This is a genomic window from Mycoplasma sp. CB776, assembly GCF_054343395.1.
Window position 1 is genome coordinate 17665 of sequence record NZ_JBTGVD010000009.1, and the last position, 15408, is coordinate 33072.

Annotated in this window: 5 protein-coding genes; 4 read left to right on the plus strand and 1 reads right to left on the minus strand. The window is 24.1% G+C overall.

What is annotated here, in order from left to right; translation table 4 throughout:
• The first annotated feature begins 25 nt into the window (after positions 1-25).
• Positions 26-2404, plus strand: a complete 2379-nt coding sequence (gene leuS / locus ACXX86_RS01675; protein WP_458560535.1) for a leucine--tRNA ligase — start codon at positions 26-28, stop codon at positions 2402-2404.
• Positions 2405-2433: 29 nt separating this feature from the next.
• Here leuS and ACXX86_RS01680 read toward each other — a convergent pair whose 3' ends face one another.
• On the minus strand, positions 2434-3258 hold the full coding sequence (locus tag ACXX86_RS01680; protein WP_458561011.1) for an alpha/beta fold hydrolase: 825 nt from the start codon (positions 3256-3258) through the stop codon (positions 2434-2436).
• Between the two features lie 139 nt (positions 3259-3397).
• Between ACXX86_RS01680 and ACXX86_RS01685 the strand changes: the two genes are divergently transcribed.
• The 3 genes from ACXX86_RS01685 (at position 3398) to ACXX86_RS01695 (ending at position 15351) form a co-directional block, all read left to right on the plus strand.
• Positions 3398-4003: a hypothetical protein gene (locus ACXX86_RS01685; RefSeq protein ID WP_436358765.1), complete on the plus strand. Its 606-nt coding sequence runs from the start codon at positions 3398-3400 to the stop codon at positions 4001-4003.
• A gap of 142 nt (positions 4004-4145) precedes the next feature.
• The gene (locus ACXX86_RS01690) at positions 4146-9371 is read left to right on the plus strand and encodes an MGA_1079 family surface serine endopeptidase (RefSeq protein ID WP_458561012.1); all 5226 of its coding nucleotides are present in this window, start codon (positions 4146-4148) and stop codon (positions 9369-9371) included.
• Position 9372: 1 nt separating this feature from the next.
• Positions 9373-15351: a beta-N-acetylglucosaminidase domain-containing protein gene (locus ACXX86_RS01695; RefSeq protein ID WP_458561013.1), complete on the plus strand. Its 5979-nt coding sequence runs from the start codon at positions 9373-9375 to the stop codon at positions 15349-15351.
• The last annotated feature ends 57 nt before the right edge of the window (positions 15352-15408 follow it).

Genomic DNA, 15408 nt, shown 5'->3' on the forward strand with positions numbered 1-15408 from the left:
GTTTTTTTTATATAATAATAATATTATGTATAATCACAAAGAAATAGAAAAAAAATGACAAAAACACTGAGAAATTAATAATTCATTTAAAACAACAGAAAATAAAGAAAAAAAATTTTATGTTCTTGATATGTTTCCATATCCATCCGCTTCAGGTTTGCATGTTGGACATCCAGAAGGTTACACAGCAACAGATATAATAGCAAGATATAAAAGACTAAATAATTTTGATGTTCTTCATCCAATGGGATGAGATGCTTTTGGTTTACCAGCAGAGCAATATGCACTAAAAACAGGAAATCACCCTGCTTCTTTTACACAAAGTAATATTCAATCTTTTAAAAAACAGTTAAAAAGTTTAGGTTTTTCATATGACTGATCTAAAGAGGTGGATACTACTGATCCTAAATTTTACAAATGAACACAATGAATATTTAAAAAATTATATGAACATAATTTAGCAGAAATAAAAGAAGTTGATGTTAATTGGTGTGAAGAATTAGGGACCGTTCTTGCTAATGAAGAAGTGATAACTGATAACGAAGGAAATAAAGTTAGTGAAAGAGGTGGTTTTCCAGTTATTAGAAAACCAATGAAACAATGAGTTTTAAAAATTACTAATTATGCAGATAAATTGTTAGAAGGATTAAATGACTTAGAATTTTCGGATTCATTAAAAGAATTACAAAAAAATTGAATAGGAAAATCTGAAGGTCATACAATTAAGTTTCATATCGAAAATAATAGTGAAATTATAGAAGTGTTTACAACAAGAATTGATACATTATTTGGCGTTACTTTTATTGCTATTTCTCCAGAAAACAAATTAGTAGATGTGATTATTAATAATCCAAAAATAAAAGAATTTATTGACTTTACTAAAACTTTAAGTGAAAGAGATAGAGTTTCCAATAATAAAGAAAAACACGGTATTTTTACAGGTTTATATGCTATCCATCCTTTAAATAATAAGAAAATTCCAATTTGAATTGCTGACTACGTTTTAAATTCTTATGGAACGGGTGCTGTTATGGGAGTTCCTGGAGAAGACGAAAGAGACTATGATTTTGCTAAAAAATATGATTTAGAGATAATTAAAGTTGTGCAAGATAATAAATTAATTAATTCGGAAGAGTTTAATGGTTTAGAAATTTTAAAAGCAAAAGAAGAAATTTATAAATTATTAAATGAAAAGGGAATTTCTGAAAAAGAAATAAGTTACAAACTAAGAGATTGAATTTTTTCAAGACAAAGATATTGAGGTGAACCATTCCCAGTTTATTTTGATGAAGAAGATAATATTTACATAGATGAAGGAATTGTAGAATTACCATATATGCAAAATATTAAACCTTCTAAAACAGGAGAGTCTCCTTTAGCAAATAACAAAGAGTGATTATACTTTGAAAAAAATGGCAAAAAATACAGAAGAGAAACTAATACAATGCCACAGTGAGCTGGTAGTTCTTGATACTTTTTAGCTTTTATTCTTAAAAATGAAGATGGATCATATTTAAATATAGATAGTCCAGAAGCATATAAAAGATTTAAAAAATGACTTCCTGTAGATTTATACATTGGTGGTCAAGAACATGCTGTAGGACATTTAATTTATTCTAGATTTTGACACAAATTCCTTTATGATATAGGGATTTTACCTAATGATGAACCTTTCTTTAAGGTTGTAAATCAAGGAATGATTTTAGGTACAGATGGGCAAAAAATGTCTAAAAGTAGAGGAAATGTTATAAACCCAGATGATATCGTAAACGAATATGGTGCAGATACTTTAAGAGTTTATGAAATGTTTATGGGACCATTAACTGATACAAAAGAATGAAGTACAGATGCAATCCAAGGTATAAGAAGATGATTAGATAGAGTTGAAGTTATTTTAGATAAATTCGCAAATAATGATTTAATTGATGCAAATTTTGATGATTCAGAGATGATTTCTTTATGACAGGAAACTATTAAAGAAGTTACAATCGCAATTGAAAATTTAAAATTCAATATTGCTATTAGTAAACTTATGGTTTTCATAAATGGTTTATATAAAACTGAAAAAATTTCCAACAAACAAATGTTAATTGATTTTTGTATAATGCTTTCTGTTTTAGCACCACATCTTTCAGAAGAATTGTTAAGCAGATTACAAGCAAATGAAATAAGCAAGCAATCATGACCAATTTTGCAAGAGAATTTAATTTTAAATAAGAAAATTAAATTACCGATTCAAATTAATGGAAAAGTTAGAGCAGTAATAGAAAAAGAAGAAACCGATACAGAAGATTCTCTTTTTACTAAAGCTTTAAGCGAACCTAATGTAATAAAAAATATTGATAATAAAGAAATTAAAAAGAAAATCTACATAAAAGATAAAATAATAATTTTTAATGTATAGTATTTTTATACAAAAACACAGACATAAAGTTAATTAGTCTGTGTTTTAATAATTTCTTCAATTCTCTTGTTTATTTCATAAGGTTTTTCAAAGAATAAAGCATGGCCACAATTTTTTAATCCTATAAAATTTTTATTATAATCACTAGCTATTTTAGCAACAGAAAGAAAAGGAACAAACATATCTTTGGTTCCTACTATGAATTCATAATCTTTATTAACAGAGTAAAGATTTTTAATATCTTTTTGTAAATAAGAAGGATTAATAATTTGTTTTCTTACTAAATTATTGAAAACAGCGAATTTATTTTTAGTCACAGTTAAAAAGACATTTGCTATTTTTTCTAAATTCTTTTTGTAGTTATTTTTATTTTCATAAACTAAGTTATTTGAACTTTCGTATGCTTCTTCATAGTTTTTTGGCAAAAGTCATTTATTAAGTCTTTCTTTTGATTGTTTCAAAGTTTCTTTAGCAATAGTACCTAAAATATTATAATTTATTGGAGCAGCAAGTAATGCTTTAGGAATTAAATTATTATTTAATAAGTGCAGAGCACTTGCTCCACCAAGAGAGTGACCAATTACTAAATTAAAGGAAATTCCCGTTTGTTTAACAAATTCCGCTGCAATTTCTTGATAATATTCAATGGTTATAGTTTCATTATTAGAACTCAATCCACAACCAGGAAAATCAAAAGCAACAATATCATAATTTCTATCTGTTATTTTGTAAACTTGTTGTGCAAAACTATGTGATGAATTAAAACCATGAAGAAAAAGAACCTTTGGTTTTCCACTATTTTCTTCTATATAAAATATTTTTTCATTTTTTATTAGTATTTCTTTTTTTTGCATATAACTCCTATATCTTATTAAATTATTTTATCACATTTTATGTTTCGGATTTTAATAGATTTTATTTTTAAAATATATTATAATAAGGACAGATAATACAAGAAAATAATACTTATTGGTTTTCTAGAAAGGAAAAAAAGTGAAATTTAAAATAGTAAATAATCTATTATTAAGTTCTAGTGTTTGAATACCTGTGTTTTCAATTGTTTCTTGTCAAACTATTGAAAATAAACAAATCAATGAATTTAATAATGAAAATGAATTAGAAGAAAATGTATTTTTACTAAATTCTAACAAGATATGAAGTCCTTCAGACTTTGAAAAAAGAGAGAATGCATTTGAAATAAAAGATGGAGATTCCTTCAAAAAAGAATTACTATCTCAAATAAAAATTGAACAAGTAAAAAACAAAATAAATACAGAGTGAAATGATTTTATCAAAACATATTCAAAAATATTTAATTCAGAAACATTTAAAAAATATCATGTTGTTTACTACTCTAACTACTCTTCAGGTGAATCATTAGACACAATTAAAGTAACTTCTGAAAATCTTGATATTAATTTTATAACTTACAATATCAATACAAAAGCCGTTTATCCAAGACAATATATTATTTTTATAGAAAAAACTAAAATTCCTGTTATTAAAACTATTAATATTAATGAAATAAGAACAAGAAATAAATATTTAACTTACAAAAATAAATTACCATCAAAGCAACAAATAATTTATTTTAAATAAATAAAGCAAAAAAATTACTGCATAAAAAAATGCAGTTTTTTCTTTTTTTGTGTTATTTTTGCCTTTTTTACAAAAAAAAAAAAAAATAAATCTATAATTCTATATAAGAAAATAATATCAAAATAAATTGTGAGGAGTAAATATGAAAAAAAGATTTCCAACAATAATATTAGGAGCAACTCCTATAATGTTTTTAGCATCATGCTCTAATGATTATAAATCCACAGAAGATTTTAAAATTGAAGCATTAAACTTGCCAGAATTTAAAAATTTAAAAGAAAAAATTAATAAGAATTTTAGCAACAATAAAAATTTGTTTTCTGATAAAAACTTTATAGATTCTTTATCTAAAAGTTTAAATTTATATGCCGATTTAAAACCCTCTTTAGAAAAAGAAGAAATAAAAAATGATATTTTTGTAATCAAAGGCTTAAAGAATTTAAAAATTTTTTTAAATTCAGAAAACTTTGACTTTTCAGAGTTAATAACAAATTTAAATAACTATATAACTATATTAAAAAAATATATAGATTCTGCAAAAAAAATGCATAAAAATAATGTAGAAAACCTACAAAAAGAGATAAGTAATATTTTTTTGAATAATATTAATTCTGCTTTTGCAAACATTAAAGAAATTATTTTAAATAAAACAGAAACAAACTATAAAACATTTTCTTCTTCTGTTTTTAAAAGTGAATTATTAAACAACTTAAAGTCATTTAACAAAAACAAAGATAAAGAAAAAGAATTGAGTAAATATACATACGAAAAAGATTCTGATATTATTGACATAAATAATCAATTATTAAAATTTTTAAATAAAGAAAATTATTCTTTTGAAAACTTTAATAATGAATTCTCTACTTTAAATAATCAACTTAAACAAGTGTTAGAAAAAAAAGAAAAAATCTTCGTGTTTGATTTAGAAGATTTCAAAAATTTAATTGAGCAATTATCAAAAAATCAAGAATTTGATGTTAATTTAATTACTTTTGTAAAAAACCATATAGAAAATGTTTTTAATACTATAGAAAATGAAAATGGTTTCTTGAGTCAAATTCAACAAATAAACGGAAAAATAAAGGAAATTAGCCAAATAAAAGAAATTTATAATGATCAATTAAGCACTGAAATTAAAGAAAAAATTAATAATTTTGAAAGCATTAAAAATAATAATTTTTCTACTTTAAATTCATTAACCAATATAGAAAATACGGTTATAAATTTAATAGAAGACATAACTAATCATATAATTTCTAACAATAATCGTTCAAATGAGTTATCTTCACAAATTAATAACTTAATTGAAAAAATAAATAGCAATCAACATTTAAGTCAACAACAAAAAACCGATTTAATTTCTGGAGTAAATAAAGTTATAACAGAAGATCAACTTTCTTCTTTTGAAAAAGAACTTAAGTCAAAAAATAGTGAATTTTTAAATGAAATTAAATCTTTTTTAGATATTGTGAATGAGAATTCATCAATTAGTCAAAGTTTTAAAAATTATTTAAAAGTAGAGACATATACAAAAGAAAATTTAGAAGATTTTAATTCTTTTAAAAATGAAATAAATAGTTTTTTTGAACTGCTAAACAAAGTTAAAGAAGAGTTTTTAAAAACTAATTTAGCAATTGATGAAAATAAAATAAATGCATATGCTGTTCTTCCTTTCTTTTTAAAACAAGAAGCATTGGATTTTAGCAAGATTTATGATAATGAAAAATATAAACTTTTAGATTTTGACATAAAAGATTTACCTGCCATTAAGACAAAAATTAATGATTTTTATAGTAAGTTAAAAGAATTTAATGAACAAAATATTACAACAACTACAAATGATGAAACATCGCTTAAGTCTTCTTTATTGTCAGAAGTTCAAAAACACAACACCGTTTCCCTTTCTAAAGATCCAAATGGTTATGATGTAGAACGTTATTTACATTCTGCTTCTATAAATTTAAATAATTATAAAGTATTTATAAATGAAGGAGATGATGAAACTTTTGATTTTGATGTAGTTAATTCGGAGTTAAAAGAAGACAATAAAAACATTTTAGTATTAACACTAGATGTATTTTTGAAAAGTAATAGAAAACTAAAATCTACTATTAAAAAGGAAATTCCTTTTCAAAAGGATGTAATGCCTTTTATAAATAAAGTAGTTTTAAATAATTTAGATCAATTTTATGAAGTCGATTATGAAGCACTATCTAAACTATCTTATAGTGAATTTAATTTAATAGAAAATAAGAAAATTTTCTTCAAACCAAGAACAAAAGGGATAGAAAACTTTTTTAGTTTTGACATCACTTCGTTTGAAACATATAAAGAAAATCGTTTATATTTCCAATTCAATGTTCTATTTAATAAACAAATAATTAAGTCTAAAATTTTACCAACATTAAATCCTGTAGATTTTTTAAACACAGATGCAACTCAAAGTGAAAAAGATGCTAAAGATTTTGCTCAAATTGAAAATATACTAAAAGGAACTAAAGAGTATTTCTGAAGTTTACTAAAATTTAAACCAGGAATATTTTATACACACTCTGAGTTTTTAGCAGCAGATGCTAAAAAAGCAATGGAAGAAATTTATGACTTACCTAAATTTGGTAAATATCAAATTTTTGTTAAAGATGTTAATAATGTTGATAACTATAACGGATCAGCAGATTTAATTCTTTGATATAAAATAAATGGAGAAGAAGCACCAATACAAGCATTAGGTGATTTATATAATCACCCAATTAAAATGATAAATTTTAGGTTATTTGATTTAGAAGATATAAAACCTAAAACAGGAAATAATTTAACTGAGGCAGACTTTGATGGTTTTGACCAAATTGATCAAAATGATTTAAATATTTTAAGACAATTAAACGAATCTAATATTCAACAAGTAAGAGTTAATGGGCAAATTCAAAGTAATGGTAACCCTTCAAATTATTTTAGTATTATAAATGCTAAAGATTTTGTGCAGCAACAACAGTTTTATAAAGCGAGTTATCTCTTTCAAATTACAAACGGAACAAATAATAAAACAGATAACAAAGATAATTTAGCTTACATTCCTTTTGGAACAGGAAACTATTCAAAGGATGTACAACCATTTTCTATTAATAACGGTGATTTAGGCAGAATTAAAAATAAATATTTTATTTACTATTATGATTTTGAACTTGTTGGTAAAAGAGGATTGAATTTTAAAATTGGTTTTATCGAAAAAGAACATCAAAATAAAAGATTTTCTACTAAACAAAAATTCTCTATGGTGAATTTTGTAAATGATTATCAACAATTACACTATCCTGAAATTATGCTGAACAATTTAACTTTAGATGATTTGCAAATTGATAAAGAAAGACTGGCAACTAATACAGTTGGTTATTTTAATAGTCACAAAAACGAACTTAGACAAATAATTACTATAAAAAATCAAGATGGTTTTATTTCGTATAAAAACTATGATTTAGCTGTTAGTGAAATAAAAATAAACGAAATTCAACAAATTGATGAAACATCAGCTTATATAAGATTTTCTTTAGTAAAATTTGGAGTAGAAGACCCAGAATATGTAAGACCTTGAAATAAAAATGCAAATAGTTGATACAAAATCACTGGTTTTAAACCATCTTCAATAACAAATAAACGAACAGCTCCTTCATATGATGAAAGAAGAGATACAAATTCGTTAAGAACCATTTATAATTCTAAAAATGAAATCCATAGAGAAAGAACATTAGAATTATATTGAAAAGATGCACTATGATCTGTAGATAAAGAAGCAAACATTCTTTCTTGAACTCTACAACACAAGATTTTAGACCCTCTTTTTAAAAACTCATATACATCTAACAGAAAACTAAATCTAAGTTTTAATGGTGGAGCAATAAATCACGGAGATACAGAAATTACAATTTCCCCAAATCCTGCTTTCGATATAGAATTAGATTATGATGAAATTAAAGATCAAAAAATAATTAATATAGAAAAAATAGTAACAAAAAATAATACTGATTTTACTTTTAAAATCCAAGCAAGATGAATGGAAAATGAAGATATTGAATTTAGTGTATGACCTAAAAATCCTGAAATCAAAATAGTTATTGATCCAAGAGAAGAAGCAAAATCAGTAGTTCATGAGTTAAGTAATTATAACTTTTTATTTGCTGCTGGAGCCGCTACTTTAAAAGTTAAATATGATTCAACTAAACAAACTGAAGATTTTGGTTGAGAAACTAATCTCTTTGATTATTCTAAAGTGGAACCTAACACCTTTAGTCAACCAACCATTTTCTTTAATAAACCGGAATATCTTTTTGATCATAGCATTTATAATCCTAATTCTAATGTTGCTTTTAAATTCCATGAAGGTTATAAAATGAGACTAGAACCTTTAAGACTTAGAGAATATGGAAAATATAGTCAATCTGTTAGAAATGTAATAGGAAGAGCAATTGCCTATAGTCCAGGTGGAGCAATTGCCACCGCTTCTATGATAGGGAAAGTAAATGATGATCCAAATGATGGTAGATTTTATGTAATGACTAATCACCATGCTGAATCTTCTAGTATACACGATTTTTCCCTTATATCTGGCGATAATTTATTCTTTAAATCAAGTGATAAAACAATATCAGCACCTTTTTTACAAGCAAGAACTTATGCTTCAAGAGGTAGATATGGTTGAACAGATTATACAAGTACATCGGGAAATGAATCAACCACTATTTGAATAGGGATTCAACAATACAATTTAAATGGAGATCCTTTAAAAAATACAGGAAAAACTCCAGAAAGACTGGATTCATCAATAATAATTATTGATATTAATCCAGGAATTGCAAAAGCAAGAGAAGAAGGGAAATTTGATTTAGCACTTTATTTAGAAAACTGATTTAAATTAAGTAATTCAAATATTGATTATACTTGAAGATATAATGATATGAATTCACCAACAGTAAAAGACATTGTTTCTATTGGTTATCCACGCGGAAATCAAACTGCCATTCTTGATCATAGACCAATAAGCAATTATGGAAGTGGTTGAAAATGAGGGTTTATAATAGCAAATGAAACTAATTATGCACCTTTTTATTCTGGGGCGGGAGCTTCAGGAACAGGGAGATTCATAGGCGATAATTCATTAGCATCATTATGAAATTCGGGAGTTGGTTTTCAATATTCTATAAGTTGAAACTATGATGGGCAAGATTATAACTATTTTGGTGTTAACTGAAAAGGAGAGCACCCTTTTGAACTTAAAAATAAACACTCTTTTGCTTCACAAATAATAAGGGCAAATGCAGTAAATCCAAATAAATACGACTTACCATGATTTATGAAAGAAATAAAGGAGAAATAGTATGAAAAAAAATAAACAAATAAAGAAATTTATACCTTTAATTACCTTATCTCCTGCATTTTTTGTATCAGCTTCTTTTGAAAATAGTGTTTCGCAAAATCACGAAAACTACAATATAAATCCTTATGTAAAAAACATTAATTATTTGGATAAAAATTATGTTTTGAGTTCCGAAATCAATTTAGTTATAGAAGATGGAATTTCTGAAAATACAGTAAATAACATTAAAAACATATTATCTGCCAAAAATTATAGTTTTACTTCTCAAAAGAAAATTATAGAAAGTAAAACCAATATTCTTATTGGAAATAAACTGAATAATGATACAACAGTGGATAATTTATTACTTTCTGAAATAAATCGAAGTAATGATATTGTTCAAAAAAATGATTCTTACATTTTAACCAGCAAAAATAATGTAATTGGTGCTTTTGGATTAAAGGAAAATTCCGAATTTTATGCATCAGAAACATTTAAACAAATTTTTAATCAACTTAAAAACAGAACAATAGAAGAATTTATTATTAAGGACTTTTCTTTAACAAAAAATAGAGGAATTATTGAAGGTTCACAAAACACAAATTGAAGCAACGAGCAAAGATTTAAATATCTTGATTATGCTAAAAAACAAAAATTAAATAAATATTTTTATTGAAACTGATTTGATAAAAAAACAAACGCAGATTGAAAATTAAAATATTCTAACAAAGAAAAAGAAGACTTTCTTGTTCCTTTTATAAACAAAAGTTTAGAAAATAATATTGAACCTGTTTTTATGTTTAATATTTTTCAGACAAACAAAGTTAGGGTTGAGTCTTTTGATAGTGATTTAGAGAATTTTAAACAAAAAGTTTTAGATTTAATAAATTTAAAAATTTCTAAATTTGGATTCATATTCAACGAAAATAGTGATATTAATTTATCTATTCAAGAAAAGTTTTTTACTAAATTTAAAGAATGATTTGATAATTTACCAGCAAAAAACAAAGAAATCTTTATTGCTTTAAATAATTTTGAAATTATAAATAATTTTGATAAAAATCAAGCAGAAAGTGTTAATAAATTAAAAGAATTTATCAACACTATTCCAAACACTTTCGAAATCATTACTAACCCAGGGAAAACTTTTAATAAAGTTAACAATCAGTTTTTAAGTGATTTTATTGAAGTTACAGGAAGAAATAAAGTTAATTTATGAAGCAATTGAATTAATTTGTCAAACAAGCAAAATAACTTAATTTTAGGTGGTGTTAAAGAGAATTTAGATATCAACTTTGATGAAACTAAAATAGATGGAGTCCTTCTTAATCCTTCTTTATTTTTTGAACATTCACAAATACCACTTTATGTTTTAAGCTCTTATTTGTGAAATAACATTAAATCAGACGAAGAAAGAGAAAGATTATATAATGAATCATTCAAAAATTTAATTGGTAGTGAGATTGAATATAAAGAATTAATCGAGGTATTTAAGAATTTTAGTTCTCATTCTTTATATCAAAACATTCCAGTTCCAAATGAAATTGATGAATCACTAAACATTAAAGATAAAATATTAAATTTACAAAGCATACTTAATTCTAAAACATATACTATTGATCAAGTTAACTCGCTTAAAACTGACTTTATAGAATTAAAAAATAAGTTATTAAAACTTAAAAATTATTATTTTAAAAATTCTTTTGTAAAGGAATTTTCCCCTTGAATTGATTCTTTTTACGATTTAACTCAAGGAGTTATTTACTTACTGGATGCTTTAAATAATCTTCAAAATAATCAAGTAGGAGAATTGGGTGATAATTTATACTTAGGAAAATTTAATGTTAATAATTCAAAAGAAAATCATTCAATTGATTTTCAGAATTTTCTTGTTAAACCAGAAGTAGGAACAAAATATATTCAACCTTTTATAGAACAGGTTATTGGTTTTTTAGAAGAAGAACAAACTAAAAAATTAAATTTTTCAGAAGTAGATATTAATAAAGTTAATTTAACCTTTATTAGCAATAGAAGAGATACACCAGAAAGTGATAAAGGAAATATTTTCCTTGCTAATAATAGGGAAGAAAAATTATTTACAAATCCAGATGCCATAGTTAAAGATGACTATTTTGGTGTTGAATTTTCAGAACCAATAAAATTAAATTCTATTTATATAAAAATGGGTGGTGGAAGAGATCATTTTTTCTATTCACGTATTCAATATAAGCAAAATGATGAGGTTTGAAAGGATTTAAACGGAGAAATCTATGAAAGATTTCATGATAATATTCGACCAATAACTGTAAATAATTTAAATATAAAAAATGTAACTGGTGTAAGATTGATTGCAAATAGAAGCAATCCAGAAGCAGCTTGATTAAGAATTACTAATTTTTTAATTAATCAAAATGAAATTGCTACAAATAAATTAAATTACACCGATTTACAGGCAAATATGGAAGATTCAACAGCAGGAATTGCAGTACGTGCTGGAAGTATTGAATCAGTAAAAGATAATAATTACGCTACGCAATGAACTTTCTCAGATAGTGCAACAGGTCCTGGTAGTTCTAAAATTTCACAAGATAAAATTGTAGCCTTTAAATTTCCATCTAAAAGACTAATTACAAGAATAGAATTAGATCAAGGTCAAGAAAACGGAAGAGATAGACTTAATAATTTTAAAATTGAATATTATGATTACACAAGTTCTAGTTGAAAATTATTTGGTTCTAAAAATAATTTAGGAAATCAATTTAATCATGTTGTTCATGGTTATGCTTTTACAGATAAATTTAGATTTTATAATAATGCAACGGTTAATAGTTCTTGATGAAGAATAGCAGGACTAAGAGTTGGTTATGATGATTATGAGAAAAAACAAGAATATACAGCAAGTTTGGATAATGCAAGAATTCTTGGTAGAGAAGAAATTAGGGCCTCAGAATATAATAATTCTATAAATTATGTAGTTGATAATACAGATTACACATCAACTGTTATAGCATCAAGTGATAATAGTTTTGTAAAAAATAATGTTGGATTTAAAGTAGATTTCAAATACCCAAGAGCTATTCGTGAAATCAGTATTTTACAATCTAATAAACATAAAATACCTTCTGTAAAAATTTTAAAATTAGTTAATGACGAAACATTTGAACTTTTAAGCGATGTTAAGTTAAATGATGATTGAACCACAATTAAATTACCTGAAAACAGCGGAGTTTTCACTGGAATTAAAATTCTTTCTAATCAAGATACTACAAGTTATTGAGAAGTAAAAAGTGTGAATTTTAAATTCGATGGAATTAACACTAATGAATTTTTATTATCTAATATTGCAAATAAAGAAAATTTAACCACTTCTCATGTTGATAATCTTTATAAATTGTTTAGTATAGATAAAGAAAATTCTAAAAATCAATATCATATGAATTCTGGTGAATTTATTGGTATTGATTTAAAAGAAACTAAAACTATAAATGGTATTGATTTAGATTGAGAAAAAACTGAAAACATCAGTATTTTCCGTTCAATTGATGGAGTTAATTGATATGATTTAAATGTTGATTCAATTGCAAGTTCGCCAACTCAGGCAAGATATATTATTTTTAGAAATCAATCAGTAAATGCTTTAGATATTACTTTTAATAAGATGTTTATACAAACAGAAAAACAAACAGTTTTTGGTAAATTAATAGATACAAATATTACACCTTTAGAAAACGATAATTTTAAAGAAAATTTTGCTTTTGATGGAGATTTTACAACAGTTTCTAAAATAAGTAAAAGTTTAAGACCTAGAGACTTTTTAACTTATGATTTAGGTTCACTAATGAACATTAATTCAATTAAAATCTTTTCAGATATTAATAATATAAATTGACTAAGAAGTGCAGATATTCAAATATCACAAGATAACACGAATTGAGAAACTGTTTATACTGTTGATGATTATGGTTCAAAATTTAGTTACAAAAAACTTTTTGATACAAATTTTGGTTTCTATGACTCTAAATATCCAAATTATAGATATTGAGGAATTAGTGATTTAGAAAATAAAAAAGCAAGATATTTAAAAATTTTCATTAATCACAATTATCCTAACAATAGAGGTTTATTTATAAATGAAATTTTAATTAATGATGGTAACGATCAAACAAATAATAACATTGCAGGTTTTAGCGGAACTAATATTGAATCTAAAAATCCAGAAACTTCTGTATTAAATCTTATTGATGAAAAATTAAGAACATACTATGAACCTAAAAATGAAAATGGTACTTTAAAATATTCATTTGCTAAAAATGAATATAACAACAAATATTTAAACATTGTTAGTGTACAAGAACCAAGTTTAGCAGAAGTGTCTGCAACTATTTATAGTGAAGAGACTCATCAAACAAAAGAAGTTGTATTAGGACATTTAGTTGCTTTAAACTCAGGTTTTAACCTGCCAATAGATGATCAAAATAAAATAATTTCTTTATCAATTAAGTGAACTAATAAAAAACCAAAAATAGCGGAAATTACCTTTTTAGATAATGCACACACTAATTCAGAAACAAATAAAATAGAACTAGATAATTTAGTATTGCAAAAAAACAATAACTACAATAATTGAATTCAAGAAGATAAAGAATTGTACGACAAAGTTATTGCAAAAGGGCAATTAACTAAAGATTCAGCAAACATAAATCAAAGCACCATTGATAGCATTGTTGCAGAAATAAACAGTGTTATAGCAAGCGCGAGATTAAAAGCAGATTTAAGTCAATTATCTAATTTAATTTCAGAAAAAATTGATAATAGTAATCATCAGTATACATCACTTTCATATCAAGAATACAATAGAATTTATTCTTATATAAATAAAATCATAAGTGAAAACCAAGATATCACTCAAGAAACTTTAGAACAGTTAGTTTCTTTATATAATGAAGCAAAAATTGATTTAGAAGCTTCTATTTATCAACTAGAAGAAGCGAGAATAAATGTAAGAAAATTCCATTTTCTTTACAAAAGTGTTTACACAACAGAAAGTGTTGATAGATTAGCTACTTCTAGTGAAGCAATTAAACATCAATTAACTATTAATTTAAATGATGAAGAAAAATATAAAGAACTAAACTTAAATTTTATTGATAATTACAATAAATTAGAATATAACAAATTAGGTGAATTTAATGAAAAATACATAAATGAAATTAGACCTAATTTTGAAAATATTTTAACTAATGAATGAGTTAAATGAGAAGAATTATCTAAAGAATTACAAAGTGAATTTAATAAAAAAGATGAAATTATAATGAGCGATAATATAAATTTAAGAGATAAAGAAACTAATTTAAATTTCTTAAAAAACTTATTTGACTCTTTCAGTTTAGAAAAAGCAAAAGAATTAAAATTATTAAAAAGCGAATTAATTTTTAATGTAAAATATCAGCCTATTTATAGCGAAGAAGTTTTTAACAACATTAATAACATAATTAATAGTACTGATGAAAAAATTTCTAATAAAACTTTAGAATATAAAGAAATTTCGGGCATAAAAGCAGATTTAACAAAGTTGAAATCACAATTTGATTTTATATCTATTAATAAAAAAATTAATGATTTAAAACTAATAAATGAAATTGCTTTTTATAAAGATAAACTAAAAACATTAGATAAAAATGAAGATAATCTTCTTTCTTTTGTTAAAGAACTTGAAGATAAAAAACAAAATATATTAGAAGAAATCAACAAAACAGAAGATTTAATTTCTAAATTAAAAAATCCAATTAAACAACAAGAATTTTCAAATCAAAAAGAAGAAGCTAAATCAGAACAAGAATTAAAAGAACTTCAATTAAAAATTAATGATGAAATTAAAGAAGAAAACAAAACTAATCCTTTTTTAAAAATAGGAGTTCCAATAATATCATCTATTTCTGTAATTGGTTTAATTATTTTAGCAATATTACTGATTTTAAAGAAAAAGAAAAGCAAAAGATAAAATGAAAACACAGATTTATTTGGAAGTGTAATAAATTTTGTGTAAAAATTTCTCAAT